General features: G+C 36.1%; 11 protein-coding genes. 3 read left to right on the forward strand and 8 right to left on the reverse strand.

Annotated elements, in window-relative coordinates; translation table 11 throughout:
• Window positions 1-74 precede the first annotated feature (74 nt).
• On the reverse strand, window positions 75-1,553 hold the full coding sequence (locus ACQUQZ_RS22710) for a DUF1501 domain-containing protein (protein WP_435357382.1): 1,479 nt from the start codon (window positions 1,551-1,553) through the stop codon (window positions 75-77).
• Window positions 1,550-4,291, reverse strand: coding sequence for a DUF1553 domain-containing protein (locus tag ACQUQZ_RS22715; RefSeq protein WP_435357384.1), 2,742 nt, complete (start codon window positions 4,289-4,291; stop codon window positions 1,550-1,552). The genes ACQUQZ_RS22710 and ACQUQZ_RS22715 overlap by 4 nt, the downstream gene beginning before the upstream one ends.
• Before the next feature lie 201 nt (window positions 4,292-4,492).
• Between ACQUQZ_RS22715 and ACQUQZ_RS22720 the strand changes: the two genes are divergently transcribed.
• Window positions 4,493-6,046 (forward strand): S10 family peptidase, encoded by a 1,554-nt coding sequence (locus tag ACQUQZ_RS22720; protein WP_435357385.1) that lies wholly within the window; start codon window positions 4,493-4,495, stop codon window positions 6,044-6,046.
• A 125-nt stretch (window positions 6,047-6,171) separates the two neighbouring features.
• Complete coding sequence (locus ACQUQZ_RS22725; protein ID WP_435357386.1) at window positions 6,172-7,494, forward strand: Gfo/Idh/MocA family protein; 1,323 nt, start codon at window positions 6,172-6,174, stop codon at window positions 7,492-7,494.
• A 91-nt stretch (window positions 7,495-7,585) separates the two neighbouring features.
• Here ACQUQZ_RS22725 and ACQUQZ_RS22730 read toward each other — a convergent pair whose 3' ends face one another.
• Genes ACQUQZ_RS22730 through ACQUQZ_RS22740 form a run of 3 tightly spaced genes read right to left on the reverse strand, consistent with a single transcriptional unit; the run spans window position 7,586 to window position 11,822 of the window.
• Window positions 7,586-9,034, reverse strand: coding sequence for a TolC family protein (locus tag ACQUQZ_RS22730; protein ID WP_435357387.1), 1,449 nt, complete (start codon window positions 9,032-9,034; stop codon window positions 7,586-7,588).
• Between the two features lie 40 nt (window positions 9,035-9,074).
• Window positions 9,075-10,412: an ABC transporter permease gene (locus ACQUQZ_RS22735; protein WP_435357388.1), complete on the reverse strand. Its 1,338-nt coding sequence runs from the start codon at window positions 10,410-10,412 to the stop codon at window positions 9,075-9,077.
• 51 nt (window positions 10,413-10,463) lie between these two features.
• Window positions 10,464-11,822, reverse strand: a complete 1,359-nt coding sequence (locus tag ACQUQZ_RS22740) for an efflux RND transporter periplasmic adaptor subunit (protein ID WP_435357390.1) — start codon at window positions 11,820-11,822, stop codon at window positions 10,464-10,466.
• A 295-nt stretch (window positions 11,823-12,117) separates the two neighbouring features.
• Here ACQUQZ_RS22740 and ACQUQZ_RS22745 point away from each other — a divergent pair, with 295 nt between their 5' ends.
• Window positions 12,118-12,552, forward strand: a complete 435-nt coding sequence (locus tag ACQUQZ_RS22745) for a YHS domain-containing (seleno)protein (RefSeq protein ID WP_435357392.1) — start codon at window positions 12,118-12,120, stop codon at window positions 12,550-12,552.
• Window positions 12,553-12,609: 57 nt separating this feature from the next.
• Here ACQUQZ_RS22745 and ACQUQZ_RS22750 read toward each other — a convergent pair whose 3' ends face one another.
• From ACQUQZ_RS22750 to ACQUQZ_RS22760, 3 genes are all read right to left on the reverse strand, one after another.
• Window positions 12,610-14,136 carry an FG-GAP repeat domain-containing protein gene (locus ACQUQZ_RS22750; protein ID WP_435357393.1) on the reverse strand — a complete coding sequence of 509 codons (1,527 nt, stop codon included), beginning with the start codon at window positions 14,134-14,136 and terminating at the stop codon, window positions 12,610-12,612.
• 64 nt (window positions 14,137-14,200) lie between these two features.
• Window positions 14,201-17,524, reverse strand: a complete 3,324-nt coding sequence (locus ACQUQZ_RS22755) for a VCBS repeat-containing protein (RefSeq protein WP_435357395.1) — start codon at window positions 17,522-17,524, stop codon at window positions 14,201-14,203.
• Window positions 17,525-17,531: 7 nt separating this feature from the next.
• A complete protein-coding gene (locus tag ACQUQZ_RS22760) occupies window positions 17,532-20,837 on the reverse strand; it encodes a VCBS repeat-containing protein (RefSeq protein WP_435357396.1) in 3,306 nt (1,101 codons plus the stop codon).
• Window positions 20,838-20,880: the final 43 nt, after the last annotated feature.

The following is a 20,880-nucleotide window of genomic DNA, read 5'->3' on the forward strand; positions in this document are numbered from 1 at the left end:
ATATTATACTTTTCTTGGCTGACTATTCAATATTCAGTCATCATATCAGCCCTTGTTACAACGGCACACAAAACCTACAAAATCTCCCTTATAACTTTCCCACTCACATCGGTCAATCTAAAGTTTCTGCCTTGAAAAGGGAAGGTGAATTTTTCGTGGTCAAAGCCCATAATGTGCATAATCGTTGCCTGTAAATCATGGATATGCGTTTTGCCTTTGATGCCATAATAGCCAATTTCGTCAGTTTCGCCGTGCGAATAGCCTTTTTTTATTCCTGCACCTGCCATAAACATCGTAAAAGCATCCACATGGTGGTCACGACCCTTGAACGGTGTATTATTATCGCCCGCACGGTTTTCCATCATGGGCGTTCTGCCAAATTCTCCACCCCAAACAATGAGCGTTTCGTCGAGCAAACCTCTTTGTTTCAAATCTTTGATTAATGCCGTAATGGCTTTATCGACATACTGTACATTTCGACGTAAACCAATATCCACGCCACTGCCTGCATCCGTTCCGTGATTGTCCCAACGGCGGTCGAAAAGTTGTACGACACGCACGCCTTTTTCAATCAATTTTCTTGCTAAAAGGCAATTATTGGCAAAAGTCGCCTTTCCTTTTTCTGTACAATACATTTCATGAATATAATCAGGCTCGTCCGAAATATCCATTGTTTCGGGAACTTCAGTTTGCATTCTGAATGCCATTTCGTACTGCGAAATACGTGTTAAAGTTTCTGGATCGCCAATTTCATCATAAGTCAGTTGATTGATTTTATTAATCGTTTCAATAGATTTTTGTCGCATCAAGGAATCAATTTCACCAGGATTATTGATATACAACACTGGGTCGCCCTTCGAGCGACATTGCACACCTTGATACACCGAAGGCAAAAAGCCATTGCCCCACAAATATTTTCCTGCACTTGGCTCTGAACCAGACACTAAAACCATGTAAGCAGGCATATTCTGATTTTCAGAACCCAAACCATAAGTTATCCACGAACCCAAACTTGGTCGCCCAACTCTCGCACTGCCCGTGTGCATAAATAGTTGTGCAGGAGCGTGATTAAACTCGTCGGTGTGCATGGCTTTTAAGAAAGTCAAGTCATCGGCCAATTCGGGTAAATACTGAAAATAGTCCGAGAACCAAGCTCCCGATTGCCCATATTGCTGAAAACTCGCCTGTGGGCCCAGCATTTTTGGCACGCCTTTGATAAACGCAAAACGTTTTCCTTCCAAAAGCGATTGCGGACAAAGTTGTCCATCGAGCTTTGCCAACTCAGGTTTATAATCAAAAAGCTCTAATTGCGATGGTGCTCCTTCCATGTGAAGGAAAATAATATTCTTTGCTTTTGCAGGAAAATGCGGTGGTTTTACGGCAAACGGGTTTTCGTCAATGGCAGGTTGTCCACTGTTTCCTAAACAACCACCCAAAATAGATGAGATAGCCAAACCACCTAAACCCGACGTGCATTTTTTTAGAAAATGACGGCGAGTATTGAATTTTGCTTCATCAAAGAAGGCTTCTGTGGCAATAGATGTTCTTTTCATTTTGTTAAAAATTCGTCTAAATTCATCATGGCATTGGCAGTGAGTGTAAGGGCAAAATATTCTGGATTTTCTTTCTTTTTCTTCCGTAAATCCACCAATGCTTCTTGGAAAAGCTGCGTCAAAAGCACCGTTTTTTGCTTATTTGGATACTTTTGAAATATTTGGTGATACCCCGCATTGATTTTATCTTCTACTTTTGTCGATTTAGCTTTTTGCATCAACAAAGCAATATTTTGTGCAGCAGCATAATTAACGGTATCATTCAAGGCCGTCAATGCTTGCAATGGAGTATTGGTGCGAACACGTCGAGACACACAAACATTTCGTTGCGGACTGTCGAAAGTAATCATCGATGGATAAGGATTGGTACGTCGCCAATAAGTGTAAATCGCTCTTCGATATTGATTTTCTTTCGATTCTCTACGCCAAGCTCCATCGGTCGGATTTGGTGGACGAACACTCGGCCCATACATTTGATGGTTCAATAAATTGCTGACACACAGGGCTTGGTCACGAATTTGTTCGGACGAAAGTCTGACTCTTGGACCACGAGCTAAAAGTAAATTTCGTGGGTCTTTTTCTTGTAATTCCTTAGAAATAATATTCGATTGTCTGTAAGTTGCCGACATCACCATTGTTTTCAGGAGCGTTTTTACACTCCATTTTTGTTCTTTCATAAAACCAACAGCCAACCAATCCAATAATTCGGGATGCGTTGGTTTTGCTCCCATACTTCCAAAATCTTCTAAAGATTCGACTAAACCTATGCCGAAAAGTTGTTCCCAAAAACGATTGACAATGACACGTGCCGTCAAAGGGTTTTCTTGGCTGACCAACCATTTTGCTAAATCGAGGCGAGTTTTGTTAGGATTTTGTATTTGAGGCAAGGTTTTTGGCACATTTGGCTGTACTTCATTGCCTTTCAATAACCAATTTCCTCTCGTAAATACGTGCATTTTTCTTGCTCTTGAGGCTGGTCTTTCGGCCATAATCGGCGTAGCGATTGCTTCCATTTCGGCCAATTTTTGTAAAGAATCTTGAACGGCTTTGGGCAAAGAATTCCGTATCGAATGAGTCGATTTCAATTCCATCCAATCTAAATGAATCAAATCTGTCCAAAAGTTTTTGCCTTTTCTGTAAACCAAGAAAACATCATGAACTCCCTTTGTTGGTTTGACTTTTCCCGAAGAATTGGTATATCCACTCCACCTCGACCAACCTGAGTTGACTTCTGTTTCACTGCATTTTGTTTCAACTTTACTAATCAATTCGCCATCGACTTTATCAATTCGCATTTCGATAAATGAATTTTCTGCTCCACTTTGATAGCGGTAATTTACTTCGTTGATATTGGTCAAGTCCACATCTTCATAAACCGTAAAAGCACCTTCGGTTGTCTGCATGATTTCTTTTTGGTTGTTCCAAAGTTCAATATGCCGACTCGTGCTATCAAAAGCTTCTGCTTCGATGCGGTAAAAACCTGTTTTTCTTAAAAAACTTTGTCGTTTATCATCTAATAAAACACTTGTCGGCTCAGCAATTTTCACAGGGAGTTTTTGCTGCAACCAAGTCAAAAGTTGCGTTACTTCCTTCTCTTTTTCCTTAGTAAATGTTCTAAAAAGTGGCTTTTCATTATATAAATCTCGGTCTTGTGTATTATTGAAAAAAGCGGCCAATTGATAAAATTCTTCATGCCGAAATGGGTCATAAGGGTGGCTGTGGCACTGCACACAGGCCATTGTGGTACCTTGCCAAACTTCCATTGTGGTAGAAACTCGGTCAATCAATGCCATGTTTCTAAACTCTTCATCATTTGTTCCGCCTTCATCATTTGCCATCGTATTTCGATGAAAAGCAGTCGCAATTAATTGATTTTCAAGTTTTTCGATAGATTCGTTTGGTTTTTTCGGCAATAAATCACCCGCTATTTGTTCAATTGTAAATTGATCGAAAGGCATATCTTTATTAAAAGCCTGAATCACCCAATCACGGTATTTCCAAATACTTCGGTCAAGGTCTTTTTCGTAGCCTTTCGAGTCGGCATAGCGAGCTAAATCAAGCCACATAGAAGCCCAACGCTCGCCAAAAGCTGGCGATTTCAATAATCTATCTACTTGTTTTTCATAGGCATTCGGTGAAGTATCTTGGAGAAAAGCGTTCGTTTCTTGGGCGGTTGCTGGTAATCCAACTAAATCTAAACTTAAACGACGAAGCAATGTAGTTTTATCGGCTTCTTCTGAAGGCTTTAAATTTTCTTTATTTAATCTTTCAAAAATAAAATTATCTATGCCATTCACCGCCCAGTTTTCACCTTCATTGGGTGGTGTAATATTTTGATTAGGTTTGATATATGACCAATGGTCTTCCCATTTTGCTCCTTCATTTATCCATTGTTCGATTTTACTTATTTCTTCATCGCTCAAAGGCTCTTTTTCTTTGGGCATTCTTTCCTCGGGGTCGTGCGATTTTAGTCGTTTGACTAATTCCGAATTTGCGGCATCATAAGGAATAATAGCAAACTTTCCCGACTTTGCTTTGGCGTAAGCCTCTTCAGGAAATAGCAAACTAAAATTGCCATTTTTCTTTACCCCACCATGACAAACAATACATTTTTTGTTAAAAATAGGGCGAATATCTTCATTATAGCTTATTTTTTCTTTCTTAAAGTTTAAAAATGAAAAAATAGCTATCATCGGAATAGTAAAAATGAGTATCCATTTGACATTGGAGGAATTCATAAAAAGCCGATTTTGAAAATGTACAATTTCAATAATATTTTGCACTAAATATAATGCTTATTTATTAAATTTTTTTAATAAATTTGAGAAATTAGAAAAGACATAAATCAATCATTTATTGAAGAAATATCATATTCGTGAATGATAGTGGAAGTCAAGGCTTAATTACAAGATTTAAACCAAATAACAAACATTCTCAACATGAAAAAAACACTTACCACATTAGTTTTTGTAAGCCTTTTTACATTTGCTGAAGCTCAGCAAACCAGAGTTGCAACACCTACGCCTGCACCAAGCCCTGTAAACACTCCTGCTGCAAAAGATGAGAAACCAACTTTGACCATTCCTTTCAATCCTGATGCTTTTGTTTTAACCGAACATACAACAACAATCAAAGGTCAAAAAATACCTTTTCAAGCAACCACAGGCACAATGCCAGTTTGGGACGAAGACGGAAAGGCAATTGCAGGACTTTTTTATACTTATTACGAACGCACAGACATCAAAGATAAAACTACTCGTCCATTGGTTATTTCGTTTAATGGTGGGCCTGGGTCTGCTTCAGTTTGGATGCACATTGCTTATACTGGCCCTCACTTGCTAAATATTGATGATGAAGGTTATCCTGTGATGCCTTATGGAATCAAGGAAAATCCTTATTCGATTTTAGATGTGGCTGACATTGTTTTTGTTAATCCTGTGAATACTGGCTATTCAAGACCTACAAGCAAGGAGGTGCCAACTTCAAAATTCTTTGGTGTAAATGCCGATATTAAATACTTGGCCGATTGGATTGGTACTTTTGTCACTCGTAACAATCGCTGGGCATCGCCTAAATATTTAATTGGAGAAAGTTATGGTACTAACAGGGTTTCTGGACTTGCATTGCAATTACAAACAGCACAATGGATGTATTTCAATGGAGTGATTTTGGTTTCACCAACAACACTCGGCATCGAAAGAGATGGTGTTTCTGGGCCAGCTTTAAGATTACCTTATTTTGCGGCAACGGCATGGTACCATAAAATGCTGAGTGCCGATTTACAGAAAAAAGATTTGACAGAAATGCTGCCCGAAGTAGAAGCTTTCACTATTAACGAATTGCTACCTGCACTCAGCAAAGGAGGTTCTTTGGACGATGCAAAACGTAAAGAAATAGCTGCAAAAATGTCTAAATATTCAGGTATTTCTGAAAAGGTAATTTTGCAAAATAATTTAGATATTTCGACTGAGTTTTTCTGGAAAGAATTATTAAGAGATAAAGGCTATACCGTAGGTCGTTTGGATTCTCGTTATAGAGGAATTGATAAAAAAGATGGAGGTGAACGCCCAGATTTTAACTCTGAACTTACTTCTTGGCTACATTCATTCACGCCAGCGATTAATATTTACTTGCGTAATGACTTGAATTATAAAACTGACTTGAAATATTATATGTTTGGACCAGTCCATCCTTGGGACAGAACAGCGGATAATACAGGAGAAAATTTAAGGGCTGCAATCGCACAAAACCCTTATCTTCATGTGATGGTCCAGTCGGGATATTATGATGGAGCTTGCGATTATTTCAATGCTAAATATAATATGTGGCAAATGGATCCAGGCGGAAAATTACAAAATAGAATATCATGGAAAGGCTACCGCAGTGGTCACATGATGTACCTGCGTCGTGAAGATTTGCAAAGTGCTAACGAGGATATTAGACAGTTTATCAAACAATCTTTACCAAAACCAGGACAACCTGCCAAATATTAAGCAAATGATTAGCCCTATTTTTTATTAAGTGGGGCTTATCATTTTTCATCTCTGACTATATTGGTCACGTTTTTCACTATTTTTTGCTGATATTTTTACCTATTCAACCTTATCTTTTTAAAACTATGAATCAAAATAATGATAAAATTACTCGCCGAGATTTTGTAGGTAAAGCAGCCACTGTTATGGGTAGCTTTCTTATTGTCCCTCGATTTGTGCTTGGTGGAAAAAAACCTGATGGCTCAAAATATATTGCCCCAAGTGATATTATTTCATTAGGATTCATCGGAACGGGCAAACAAGGACGAGGACTAACTTCTTCTTTTTTGAGTACCAATGAAGCTCAAATATTAGCAATTAGCGATGTCTATCAAGCGAAAATACAATTAGCTTTAGAAAGAATAAATACTCATTACCAAAAAAATACGCAATTAGGTACTCCTTCTGAAATTACAGTTTATCCTGATTTTAGAGAATTATTAGCTCGAAAAGATATTGATGCTGTGGTCATTGCTGCTCCTGACCATTGGCATGCAGCAATGGCGGTGCGTGCTGCCGAAGCTGGCAAAGATATTTATTGCGAAAAACCCCTTGCATTAACAGTAAAAGAAGGACGAGCAATGGTAAATGCTGCTCGTAAATTCAATCGAGTTTTTCAGACAGGGAGTATGCAACGCTCTTGGCCAGAATTTCGACAAACGGCTGAGTTAGTTCGCAATGGTTATATTGGTGAAGTGAAAAGCATCAAAGTAAATGTTGGCCCTCCTCCCAAGCCTTATGATTTGCCTTCCGAACCAATTCCAGAAGGTTTGGATTGGAATAAATGGCTTGGGCCAAATGAATATAAAGTTTTTAATTCTGAATTAGCTCCGCCAATATCAAAAGATGTTTTTCCAAATTGGAGAAATTACCAAGAATTTGGTGGTGGAATGGTAACTGATTGGGGAGCTCACATGTTTGATATTGTACAATGGGCTTTAGATATGGACAGCAGTGGCCCCGTTGAAGTCATTGCCCCTGATGGCAAAGAACATCCTTTCTTGACTTATAAATATGGTAATGGTATCACCATGACACACGAAAAATGGGACTGGAATAATGCCATTCATTTTATTGGAACAGAGGGTGAAATCAAAGTTCAACGCCGAAAAATTGAAACAACACCTGCTTCGCTTGCCACGAAAGTAATCGGTGAAACAGAAAAACATGTTTATAAGAGCGAAAATCATTACAAAGATTTCTTAGATGCCATGCGTAAACGTAGCAAACCTATTTGTGATGTAGAAGTTGGACACAGAACAGCGTCTGTTTGTAATATCGGAAACATTGCTTATCGTTTAAATCGTTCTTTGAAATGGAATCCTAAAAAAGAAACATTTTTGGATGATAAAGAAGCGAACGCTCTCTTAGGTAGGCCAATGTTGAATGAATGGGCAATAAAAATTTAAAGAAAAGTTTCTAAAAAATGAAGGGTTTTCGACCAATCTGATGAATGGTTGAAAACCCTTTGAATTTTATTGAAGTGAAGATTTGCTTTTATCAAGGCTTTATTCGTTCGTTAGTAACAAAATCAAACAAAGTAGCTCGGCGAAGTCTGAAATAGGCTAACCAATATTGTTGTAATGTTTGTATATAGGCAACAATCGCTTGGTCTTTTTCTTGTTGAGCAATAGTTAGATTAGTAATATCAATTTTACCAATTAAATACCTATTTTTGGCAACTTCGTAGCGTTTTTGAGCAATTGTATCGGCTTTTGCAGAAATCAAAAGACTTGTTTTGAGTTGTTTGATTTCAGAAACCTTATTAAAAACTTCCAAATCAATGATATTTTGTTCGTTTTTTATGCGTTCCAAAGTCGCATCTAAATTGTTTTTTGCTGATTCTACCAAAGCTCTATTTCTTCCCGAATTATAAATTGGAATTGTAAAATTTACATTGGCGGTTTGTGAACCTTGAAGATTTGAAAAAGCCTTTCCGAGCGTTATATCGGTTTGATTAAATCCTAAGGAAACATTCAAATCGGCACTAAAACGCCTGCCAATTTCGGCAGAACGAACCTCCATTTTTGCTTGATTTTCTTGCAATTCAAGGTTTTTATAATCACTCCTATTGCTTCTTGCTTCATTGATTGCCTTTTCAGCATTTGGTTCAATTAATGGTATTAAATTCGGAATAATAATTTCTATTGTTTTTCCATCCAAACTCCCCAATAAATTTCGTAATTGCTTTTCACTTGTCAAAATCGTCAATTGGTTTTTCTCGACTTCATTTCTTGCATTCATCAAACCCAATTCCACTTGTAAAAGCTCATTTTCTGCTATTTTCCCAACACCAAAACGCCCTTTTGAAATATTATAAATGGTATCATTGATGGCAAGATTGTATGCAGCATTTTTCAATTGTAATGTTGCGATTGACAAATCAAAAAACTTTTGAGTGACTTCCAACGATAAATCTTCTATTAATTCTAATTGTTTGCGAGTCGTTTCATCGAAAGAGATTTTTTCTTGTTCCCAATTCCATTTGATGCGATTGATGCGAAAAAGTGGCTGCGTAAATTGTACATACAAGGGCGAGGTATTCCAAAAAGACCCACCTTGATTTAATGAATTTTTATTGAATAAATCGATGCGACTTATACCAGAATTAACAGAAATCGTCCCACCACTTTTTAAGATATTCTGACTTAAAGACAAGGTAGTATTTGAAAAATTCTGACTTTGTTGTCTAAATAAGGTGCCGCCGTCAGGTTGCAAAACGCTATTGATTGAACGTCTAAATCCAGGCAATACGCCTGTCAATTCTAATTGTGGCTTTAGATTTGCCTTTGTTGCTTCAAATCTCCATTGATTTGCACTAAAACTTGACCTTATTTGCTTCGCAATTGGACTGTTTTCTTTTGCATGTTGAATTGCTTCTTGCAGAGTTAGTTTTTGACAAAATCCTTGATAAGTAAGAAAAAAAAGCAAAATTGTAAACTTTTTCATAAATAGTTGTTGATTGTTGGAAGTCAGAATAGTTTAAAAATTATTCATATCTCAATGATTCTATTGGATTTTGGTCAGACGCTCTTTTTGCTGGAATAATGCCAAAAATTAAACCAACTGTTACTGCTACACCAAAGGATAATATGACAGAAAACGGTGAGATAATTGTCTGAATATCAGCCAGCTTCTCAATAGCATAGCTTATCGTAACGCCCAAAATTATTCCAAGAATACCCCCAGTAAAACTAATCGAAACGGCTTCAGATAAAAATTGCATAATTATATCATTCTTCTTGGCTCCCAAAGCAAGTCTTAATCCAATTTCTTTGATTCTTTCTAAAACAGATGCCAACATGATATTCATAATGCCAATTCCTCCTACCAAAAGTGAAATAGAAGCAATCACGCCCAACACAATATTGAAAAGTTTTTTTGTTTTTTGTTCTTGTTTTAGGAGAAGTTCGGGTACAATTATCTCATAATCAGGCACTTCATTGTGTCGTCTTTTGATGATTTTTTCAATAATTTGTAGAGATGGCTCAATAAATTTACTGTCGCTAATATTGACAACCAAGCGGTCTAATTGATTGTAATTTTCTATTTTCTTTTCTTGCTGATTGTTATTGCCAGCATTTCTGGCTTTCATGGCAGCAACGGTTACATTCGAGCGATTTTTGTACCTGAGTAAAATAGTACGAATGGGTGTATAAATATCAGAATTGAAGTTTCTTATGGATAGTTTTTCAACTGATTTATCTGAAATCACGCCACTTTCTAATACCCCAACCACTGTCAACCAAACATTTCCACATTTGATTGATTGTCCAATTGGGTCAGTTTTGGCAAAATATTTAGCTTTAATCTGCCTCCCAATTACACATACAGCTTCTGCCTTTTCTAATTGACTTTCAGTAAAATATTTCCCTTCTCCTATGCTTACCCCTGCGATTTCAAAATATTTATTGGTTACGCCAATGAGTTTACCAGTATTTTTTTGTCCATCTCGCATAAATGAAGTTTCAAATTCAATCTCAGGACTTACAAAATTGACCGACGAAATGGTTTCTGCAATATTTTGAGCATCTGAAAGCGTGAGTCCTGGCGAGAAACGTTTCGTTTCTTTACTGTCTTTTTTATTAGCATTTTCACTATTTGCCTTATCAAATTTCGCTTTGATAACAATATTATTTGACCCAACTTGTTTGATTTGTTCTAAAATTTCTCGCTCAGCTCCCGCCCCAATGGCTAACATTGAGATAACCGCTGCTACCCCAAAAATGATTCCGAGTGATGTCAAAAATGCTCTTAACTTGTTGGTTATCAACGCTTCAATTCCAACTTTAAAATTTAATAAAAGCCGCTCTTTCTGAAGTTTCATGTGGTTTTGAAGTATAATTTGCTTTGAAAAATGGAGAAAGGTTAAAAAGAATTATTGTTTTGGTAAAACAGGCTTGATATTGCTACTATCAGAAAATTTCTTCATCAAAACTTGCATCTTTTTATCTAAGAATGGAGCCGGTAAGGGCGTAGCTTTATTGATTTGATTCACTTTTAGACCCATTGTATCTGCTGGTATCGTAAGATATACTTCCTCATCTTTTGAAAGTCCAGCATAAACCAAGGCATTTGCTTCATTAGTAGCTCCAACCAAAATATATTGTTTCACGGCTTTTCCTTTATCTATTTTATACAAAAAAGAGCCATTTTTGTCATTATTGATAGCTTCGAGCGGAATATATAGGGCATCCATGTACGTTCCTGCGTGTATTTTGCAACTCGTTGTCATGGCTGGACGAAGGCTTGGGTCTTTTGTCATCACATCAATAATGACCTCGAAAACCTTAGCATCAGAATTGGGCCTTTGTTCGCCAATATTGGCTACTTCTTTTATAACTCCCTGAAGTTTTTTATTTTGGTCTGCATCAAGTCCTATCTCGGCAAATTGTCCAATTTTCACTTTTTGGATATCTACTTCATTGATATAAGTAACGACTTGCATTTGTGTCAAATCGGGTAAAATTGCCACTGCTGGATTCCATGGACTAATGCTTGACCCAACGATTTTTTTACTTCCATTCCAATCTCTCACATAAATGACCATTCCTGCTTTTGGAGCTTTAATTGTCATTTTTCCAATCAAATTTTGAAGTCTATTCATCCGATTTTGAGCAATACTCAAATCTGAATTAATAATTTGTACTTTAGTTTGGGCTTGAGCTACTTTAGTTTTGTAGTTTTCGAGCTTTTGTTCATAATTTTTCTTTGCTTTTTCTAAATCAATATCCTTTTGTCGTTGAATGGCGGGAGCTTCAAACTTGGCCTGTTCACGCTCCAACTTTGCTTGTTCAACTGCAAATTTAAGGTTATACAATTCATCACGAGAGTCTCGAAGAGCAAGAGTTGTGTCCAATTTTGCTTGATTTGATTCCGAAGTTTTCTTTTGTACTTCCAAACCAAATTCAGTCAGTTTTGCCATGATAGGATTTTTTTCGATTGACGCAACATAGTCACCTGCTTTCACAACAGTGCCTTCTTGTATCAAATCTTCGATTTTGAGATCGGTATAGATTTGTGACTCTTGTAAATCAGAACCTGGGGCAGTAATTTCAGTTTGATTTTTGGCTTTCAACTCACCTGTTGAAATAACGATTACTTCAAATTTACCTTTTTTTACCTTTGATGAAAGTGATGCAACAGCCTCTGTTTTGCCATAAGTAAAATAAAAAAAGAGTGTAGAAAGGATTAGCGTTGCAATTACGATTAAGAAAATAAGGCGATTTTTCTTCATAAATGTTGTGGTTTTGTGAAGGGTGATAAATTCATTTTAGGGTTTTTATTTAAACGACGTTTCAATAGGTGATGGTATAAAAGTATGAAAAATAAGATCTTTGTTTGAAAAAAATATGTAATTAAAGTGTAAATAATTGCAAAAACATATTTTTGAAAGAACTTGCGGTATTTTTTTTTAATAATGCTCATTCTCAACAAAAACTATCGATTTTTGTCGTTTAGCCGACTATTGATTTTTTTTAGACTCGCCATCTTTGCAAAAACAAATTGGAATCTTTAAAAATCAAACACAAATGAAAAAAAAATTAGTTTTAGTCTTTTCTTTTTGTCTGTTCATTTTATCAAGTTTTGCTCAAAAAACGGAAGTTTTTTCAAACGATGAGGGAGCCATCAAAGGTTATGATGCCGTTGCGTATTTTAAAGTTGGGAAAGCTACAAAAGGGAACTCTTCATTTGCTTATCAGTGGAAAGATGCAAAATGGTTGTTTGAATCGCAGGAAAATTTAGATGCTTTTAAGGCAATGCCAGAAAAATACGCTCCGCAGTATGGTGGCTATTGTGCTTTTGGACTTTCTGAAAATCACAAATCACCAACGACACCTGAGGCTTTTACTATTGTGAATGACAAACTTTATTTGAATTACAATGCGAAAGTGAAAGAGCTGTGGTTGAAAGATAAAGAAAGTAGAATTATCAAAGCCGATTCAAATTGGGTGCAGATAAAATAATATAAAGCACAAATTCCTCAAAGCTAGCTTTGAGGAATTTGTGCTTTATTACTTTTTTTACTTCTTTTTATTTTTTAAAATCACCAATCCATTGCCTTCTTTCCAAGTAGGGTCGAAACCTGCTGGAAATTTTGCTACTGGATGGCTTCCCAAAACAATATCAATATCGCCATCATGGTCAATATCGGCAGCATCAATGACGCTCCAACGACCTAAATGATTGATATTCAGCGTTTTTTGGATATATTCTTTTCCTGTATTTTCGATATAAATAAATCCTTCCGATGGTCGATGGTCATTGTCAGGGAACAAAGCAATGGCTGCCAAATCAATATCTCCATCATTATCAAAGTCTCGTGGAATCACTTTTGTTGAGCCATTTTGATGAAAAAACTCTGTCTGCTTAAATTGAAATTTGCCCTGATTTGTGAAAATATACACCCCATGATAAGGTTTCAAAATTGTTGAAAAATCGGCATTATCACCAGCAGTATAAACAATATCTATTTTTCCATCCTTGTTCATGTCGGCAATATCAAACGAACTTGAACCATAAATTGAAGGAAATCTCAGCAACAGTTTTTCTTCAAATTGCATTTTACCCTTGTTTTTGTACAAGATTATTCGTTCATCTCCTTGAGCAAAAAGTGCCAAAATATCGTTCTTTTTATCACCATCAAAATCGGCAATGATTGTTTTGGTTGCTCCAGTTTGTGAATTTAGCACTTGTCTTTGATAAGTGCCAACGGCGTTCTTTTTCCAAATCGAAAGTCCTCCTTCCTTGAAGCCAAATTCTGACACAATTAACTCATCATCAGGCGTTTCATCAAGGTTTCTGGCAATTGTATGAATAGGACGATTCAGATTTGAAATATCTTTGTTGATAACTTTAAAAGAATTATCAGTCAGGTTTACATAATTAACTGAACCATTTACATCAGGATTCGCCTGCGTCGTTGTGCCGATAAAAGTCAATAAATACTCATTTTTCTTAGCATTTTTTAAGTCAATATAAGCCAGGGCATCTTGGTTTTTAATATTTTGAATACCTTTTCCTTCTTTATCAATCAACCAAATCACTCGGTTAGATTGGTCGCCAGCAATTATTTTTTGGTTGATTGTATCAATGGCAATGGCAGTAATATTCGGAATACTTCCTCCCTCTACTTTCGCTTCCATTCTCTTGATTTCAAACAAATTACCTGCATCTTCTAATTTAGCATAATTAGGCTTTCCAAATGCTTTTGGTGCATTTTCGAGGTAGTATTTTTTAATTTTACCCCAATCTTCGTCACTGATCATTTGAGATTTTGGTCTCAAAATGCGATAATCAGAAAGTGGCTTTTCTAAAGCGTTGATTTCGTAATCTACACCCATCATGATTGCCATATAAGGCAAGGTGCTATATTGCCAAACATTTTGAGGCAACATACTTGGCTCAGGAAATAAATGACAACTTCCACAATAGGTTTTTGCTAATTTTTCGCCTTGTTCATCCTTAGGCTTACAACTTTGTAATATTGTCTCAACACCAATGAAGAGAAATATGCTCGAAATAATAAGGGTTGAGATTTTGAATTTCATTTTGAATTAAGTCCCTCTCCTTTTTCAGGAGAGGGATTTAGGGTGAGGTAATAATGGGTCGTTTTTACTGTATTCTTTTGAAAACCTGCATTTTAGCATTATTTCTAACAACAAAATATAGTTTACCTTTGGGGGTATTAACAATTTTTATGTCACGCACATCGCCTTCTTGCAAGAAACCACTATCAGTAGGCACAATGGCTTTGAAACCGCCTCTACCATTTCCTTTCAGAATCAAGCCATACGAAGCATCATACTGGGCTTGATACATACTTGCTCCACGGAAATTTCCACCTAAAACAACATCTATATTGCCATCATTATCAACATCTTCGCTAAACATGGTCATTATTTTTGAAACTTGAGCCAAACTCGGTAAAGGTGTTAACTTGAATGTTTTATTACCCAAATTTTCAAGATAGACTGATTCAAAAGTATTGACAAGTTTTTCATCGGCATCTTCCAATTGTTTTTTGGTAAAAATTTCGTCAATTGTCTTTCCTGCAAAATCTTTATAGGCTACATATTTCTTATTGATAATGCCTGGAATTTGCTTGCCCATTTCATCTTTTCCGTTTACTGGATACCACTTTTCGCCTCTATTGTAGGCCAAAATATGGTCTTTTGCTTTATTATCGTCAATGTCTTTGATGAGCATTTTTAGCGTTCCACCTTCTTCTTTTCTGAATTTAGTATTTGTTCCTAAGTTTCCAACCACCAAATCAATATCGCCATCTTTGTCAAAATCTGCCGCTGTGATTCCTCGCCAAAAACCAGTAAAATTCCCGAGTTTATTATCAATTTGCGTAAATTTACCTTTATTATTTTCAAACATTTTGATTGACATCCAATCGCCTACCACCGTTAGGTCTTGGTCGCCATCTTTGTCTAAATCTGCCCAAATCGCATCGGTTGTCATTCCAGCCAGTCGAAGGTCAGGAGCAATGCTTGTAGTTAAATCTTTAAAATTACCTTTACCATCATTGACCAACAAATAAGAGCGTGGAGATTGTCCATAAGAATATCCAACCACACGTCCCCCTACGAATAAATCAATGTCGCCATCTTTGTCAAAATCACAAGGTTTTACACAAGATTTATTGTCATACATTGGTGGCAAAGCAGTTGCAGAACGTGATAGATTTCCTTTTCCATCATTGATATACAAACGGTCGAATTGCTGTGGCATTTGGTCATAGAATTCATTTCCTCCCGAAACCACATATAAGTCTTGATCTTTATCGCCATCGGCATCAAAAAATAAAGCATCAACATCTTCCATGAGTGAATCTTCTTGGAAAACTGGCTGCTTACTTAATACAAAACCATTACCTTTTTGCAAATACAGTTCACCCGCTTGATATTTTGCTCCACCCACATAAAAATCATCTAAACCATCACCATTTACATCACCAACGGCCATTTTGGGGCCTTCAATCGAAACTTTAAATGGAATTAGCGATTCACGATTAAAGTCGAAATAAGTATTTTCTTTATGAACGTAAGGGACATTTAATTCGGCAGTATTTTCTACAAAAGAGGCTTTTGCAGGTACAAAAAACTGGAAATCGCTTACATTTATTTTAGCATTATTTTCATCTAAAGTCAATGTTGTATTGATTGTTGGATTCTTGATAATCTCCATTTTTTGGTTTTCCCAAATCACAATCATTGTGTCAACTTTAGCGAGTTTCCCAATGCCGAAAATCAAAGAAGGCTCAACCGAACTCATAAAACCACGAGTTGGCATCATTTGCTGCAATTGCTCGCCTTCTGTTGTTCTAAGTATAACTTTCGCACCAATGCCAAATGTATTTTTGTCGTTTCCTTTGAATTTTACTTTTACATAATTATTCTTCAATAATTGGCGACTATTATTGAGATAAATCGCCGAAGGCTCATTTAAGTTATTCGTTACCAAGTCTAAGTCGCCATCATTGTCTAAATCAGCATAAACCGAACCATTAGAAATACCATTTTCTTCAAAACCCCAATCCATTGATTTATCTTGAAAACGTAACTCTTTTGTTCCTTTATATAGATAATTATGCCATTTCCCACTTGGCATCTTATCAATTGCTTCTTGGTCGAGCTTGGCAGAAGTTGGCAAATTAAAGTGCAAAGAGTCGGCAGCAATAAACTTCAAATAATCCAAATCATTCGGTCGGCGAAGAATACCATTAGAAATAAAAATATCTTTGATTCCATCGCCATCATAATCAGCCAAAAGCGTACTCCAACTCCAATCCGTTGCCATCACGCCAGCCGAAGGAGCAATATCACTAAACTTTTTGCCACCCATACTCAGTTGCAAGCAATTGCGAGAGTATTGATTGAAATAACCAAATTGAAGTTTATAGAGATAAATATCGAGCGGGTCTTCTCCAACCGATGATTTTTCAACTTTTTCATCTTCAGGAAACATGTCAAGTGTCATGACATCTTGAAAGCCATCATTATTAATGTCGGCAATATCAGAACCCATTGAAAAACGACTTAGGTGGTTGAAATGCTGTTTGACTTCTTCGCTGAAAGTACCATTTTTTTGATTGATATAATAATAATCATCTTCGTGAAAATCATTACTTACATAAATATCTTGCCAGCCGTCGTTATTTAAATCGGCTACCGAAATACCCAAACCATAGCCCATTGCCGCTTGATAAATACCAGCTTCTTTGCTTATATCTTTGAATTTTCCATTGTCATTTCTATACAAATAATCTCCTGCCTCATTATCCTTCAACATTCGGGTATTTACTCGGTCATACGAACGAGAATTATGTACTGCATGATTCAGCAAATACATATCTAAATCACCATCTTTATCAAAGTCAAAAAAGGCCGCTTGGGTAGAAAAACCTGTAAAATCTAAACCATATTCATTGGCTTTTTCGGTAAATGTTTGGTCTCCATTATTGATATATAATTCATTTGAACCCTCTAAACCTTTGTAATTACCAACCGCACAAACATAAATATCGAGCAATCCATCACCGTTTATATCAGCCATTGTCACGCCAGTTTTCCAATCTGAAAAACCACCAATGCCAGCTTTCTCCGAAATATCTTCAAACTGTGGCTTGCCATCTTTTACGCCTTTGTTCAAATAAAGCTTATTTTTACCTTGATTTGACACAAAAAACAAATCAGTTAACCCATCATTATTAATATCTCCAGCCGAAACGCCTCCACCATTAAAAAAATAGAGATAATCTAAAATATTGAAGTCTTTTGTTTCTTTGACTGTATTGGTAAAATCAACTTTTGTATCGGTTGGAGAAAGTTTTTCAAATAGCTTTACATCGTCCTTATTTTTATCTGATTTGCAGTTAAAAGCAATGATTGGAATGAGAATTATACTTAAATATTTGACTATCGTTTTCATACAATTTTTACTTTTTAAAACTAAATACTTGTGCATTGTCATTGTTTTTGGCCAATACAAGCACTTCGTTGTTTCCGTTTGTTTTCAATTTGTACATTTTTCTTACTTGTCCCATTGACTTAAAACCAGAGTCTTTCGACTGTATGGTTTGAAATTCCCCTTTTCCTTTTCCTTTCAAGAATAGTCCATAATTGGCATCAAAACGACCCCATTCAGGCAGAACATCAAAGAAATTACCTGCTAATACAATATCAATAATGCCATCTTTATCAAAATCGCCTATTTCGATAGCTGAAATTGGTGAGAACTGAGCTGCATAAGGCAGTGCTTTTAGCTCAAAATTACCTTTACCGTCATTAATCAAAAAAGACGATTTTGTAGTAACAATCTTTTTCTCAATACCATCTTTCAATTGCTCTTCTGTGAAGAGTTCAGCAATCGTTTTGTTGGCATAGTCGGTATATTTAATGAATTTCTTCTTTATTACTGGCAAAGCCCTTTGTAGTTCACCTTTCAAAACCATCGGGTAAGTTTTCCCATCTTCTGTAACACACGAAATGATTTGCTCTACTGTCCCATTTTTATCAAAATCATTGACTGTTAAAGTTGCTGGATTTTGAACTGAAGTTTTCAATTTATTATTTTCACCGATATTCCCTACGATAAAGTCAATGTCACCATCGCCGTCAATATCCGCGGGTTTTAGACAATTCCATAAGCCCTCCGAGTCTTTGATAGTTTCTTTCAAAGTTAGTGTTCTACCTCTTTCATTCTTGAAAACAACAATTCCACCCCAATCTTGTGTTACAACCAAATCCAAATAGCCATCTTTATCAATATCAGCCCATTCTGCATCTGTCACCATACCTAAGTCTGTGATTTGAGGCATATATCGTTTTGATTGGTTTTTGAAATTTCCTGTACCATCATTGATATAAAAATTACTTGAAGGATTCATGCCATATTTGCTAGAAATCATTCTCGAACCTACAAACAAATCTTGGTCACCATCTTTATCAAAATCGGCAGCTGTTACGCATGAACCATTTTCAAAAATTGCAGGAAAACGAACATCTCGTTTGAAATTCCCTTTGCCATCATTGATATACAATAAATCATGTAATTCTGGAGCATTGGGTTCAAATTCATTACTACCTGTAACAATGAATAAATCAAGGTCATTGTCTTTATCCGCATCAAAAAACAGGGCATCCGTATTTTCAGTCGTTACGTCCATATCAAAATCAGCTTGTTTTGATTCGACAAATTTTCCATTTTTTTGTTGAATAAAAAGTTGCTTTGCTTGACCCGTTGCACCACCCATATAAACATCATCTAAGCCATCACCATTTATATCACCAACCGCCATTGCAGGCCCTTGAGTTGAATACTTTTGTTTCAAAAGTACATCACGGTCATAGTCTTGAAACTTACTTTCTTGATGCGTGTAAGCGAGTGTATTTGCTGTAATATCGCTAAACAAAAGGCTTTTATTAACAATTACTTGTTTAAAAGCTTGATTGGCATTTTTGTAGTCTAAAGTGAGTGTTTGGTCAACTTTTGGATTTTTGACAACCTCCATTTTATCATCTGTCCAAATGATTTTTAAAGAGTCAATTGTTGCTTTATCACCTAATCCAAAAACCATTTGGTGGTCGCTCGAAGACTGAAACCCTCGATTAGGCATTTGTTGTAAAAGCTTTGCCGACCCTTGTTGGTAAACAGTGATTTTCGCACCTATTCCATTCAAATTCTTTGCAGTACCTTTTAATTTAACTGTCAAAAAGTGATTTTTACTTACCTCATTTGTCTTATTTTTGAAAACTGAAAGAGGAGCATTGACATTATTGACAACTAAATCTAAATCGCCATCATTGTCTAAATCACCATAAGCCGAACCATTGGAGAAGCCTGGCCCTTCCAACCCCCAACTTTTCACAGTATTGGTAAACTGTAAATCTCCCGTATTTTTATAAGCATAGTTTGGAATCGGCACCGAAGAAATCTTATCTATAAACTCTTTTGCATCAAATTTTTTGCCTTCGAGCATTTGCTGCATTGTATTTCTATCACCCAAAAACTCTACAAAATCTTGGTCAGTCAAGTCTTTTGCAATACCATTTGCTACGAAAATATCTTTCAAGCCATCATTATCCATATCAAAAATCAATGCACCCCAACTCCAATCAGTGGCATGAACACCCGAAAACTGCCCGATTTCGCTAAACGTGCCATCTCCATTATTTAATTGGAGATTATTTCTCATATATTGATGCCAAAAGCCTTGTTTCAATTTCAAATCTGCCAAGTTGTAGCCTTCAAAAACACTGGTGGTTTTTAATCTTCTGTCATCTCCTGGCAACATATCTGTTACGAAAATATCCAGATTTTCGTCATTATTTATATCGGCAATATCCGCTCCCATTGAACTGAGGCTCGTATGAGGCATTTCGTTTTCAAGGTCTTCTTTGAATGTGCCATTTTTTTGATTGATATACAAATAATCTCGCTCGTAAAAATCATTTGAGATATAAATATCTGGCCAATTGTCATTGTTTACATCACCAATTGTAATTCCCAAACCAAAGCCAATCAAACTTCCATAGATGCCCGCCTCTGCCGAAACATCTGTAAATTTTAAGCTATTGCTTTCACTATCATTTCTAAATAATTTATCTCCACCTAACTTATCTCGCTCATTTCTAAGATTCATATAGCCCAATTTATCAATTGGTGTGAAGCTATTATTGAGCAAGTACATATCTAAATCACCATCACGGTCATAATCAAAAAATGCAGCGTGCGTCGAAAAACCTCCATCTTCCAAACCCGCTTCTTTTGCTTTTTCTACGAAAGTTGGAATACCATTTTTTATGCCTTGATTGACATATAACTGATTTCCACGTTGGTCTCTACTTCCTGAATTACAGACATAAATATCCATCAATCCATCGCCATTCACATCGGCAAATGTTACACCTGTTGACCAGAATTTTTTGCCAACAATTCCTGCTTTTACAGTAATATCTTCAAAGGTCATTTTACCCTTGTTGAGATAAAGTTTATTATCTTCAAAATTAGAGGTTACGAAAATATCAGAAAGTCCGTCGTTATTAACATCGCCAATAGCAACGCCGCCACCATTATAAAAATTACGGTAATTGAAGATATTGAATTCTTTTTTTTCAAGGCTTCTGTTTACAAAATCAATACCTGTTTTTGAGGCTGGCAATGACTCAAATAGGGTATTTTCTGTTTTTTTACAAGAAAGAGATAAAAATATACAACATGTAGCCCACAGTATTTTTTTCATCATTATAGGTTAAAGTAATTATACAACAAAGATATGCTGTACA

The sequence above is a fragment of the Emticicia sp. SJ17W-69 genome (assembly GCF_051209875.1).
Taxonomy (GTDB): domain Bacteria; phylum Bacteroidota; class Bacteroidia; order Cytophagales; family Spirosomataceae; genus Emticicia.

Coding starts and splice junctions, on each gene's coding strand:
- ACQUQZ_RS22710 (WP_435357382.1), bottom strand. CDS start 1,553: ATGAAAAGAACATCTATTGCCACAGAAGCCTTCTTTGATGAAGCAAAA.
- ACQUQZ_RS22715 (WP_435357384.1), bottom strand. CDS start 4,291: ATGAATTCCTCCAATGTCAAATGGATACTCATTTTTACTATTCCGATG.
- ACQUQZ_RS22720 (WP_435357385.1), top strand. CDS start 4,493: ATGAAAAAAACACTTACCACATTAGTTTTTGTAAGCCTTTTTACATTT.
- ACQUQZ_RS22725 (WP_435357386.1), top strand. CDS start 6,172: ATGAATCAAAATAATGATAAAATTACTCGCCGAGATTTTGTAGGTAAA.
- ACQUQZ_RS22730 (WP_435357387.1), bottom strand. CDS start 9,034: ATGAAAAAGTTTACAATTTTGCTTTTTTTTCTTACTTATCAAGGATTT.
- ACQUQZ_RS22735 (WP_435357388.1), bottom strand. CDS start 10,412: ATGAAACTTCAGAAAGAGCGGCTTTTATTAAATTTTAAAGTTGGAATT.
- ACQUQZ_RS22740 (WP_435357390.1), bottom strand. CDS start 11,822: ATGAAGAAAAATCGCCTTATTTTCTTAATCGTAATTGCAACGCTAATC.
- ACQUQZ_RS22745 (WP_435357392.1), top strand. CDS start 12,118: ATGAAAAAAAAATTAGTTTTAGTCTTTTCTTTTTGTCTGTTCATTTTA.
- ACQUQZ_RS22750 (WP_435357393.1), bottom strand. CDS start 14,136: ATGAAATTCAAAATCTCAACCCTTATTATTTCGAGCATATTTCTCTTC.
- ACQUQZ_RS22755 (WP_435357395.1), bottom strand. CDS start 17,524: ATGAAAACGATAGTCAAATATTTAAGTATAATTCTCATTCCAATCATT.
- ACQUQZ_RS22760 (WP_435357396.1), bottom strand. CDS start 20,837: ATGAAAAAAATACTGTGGGCTACATGTTGTATATTTTTATCTCTTTCT.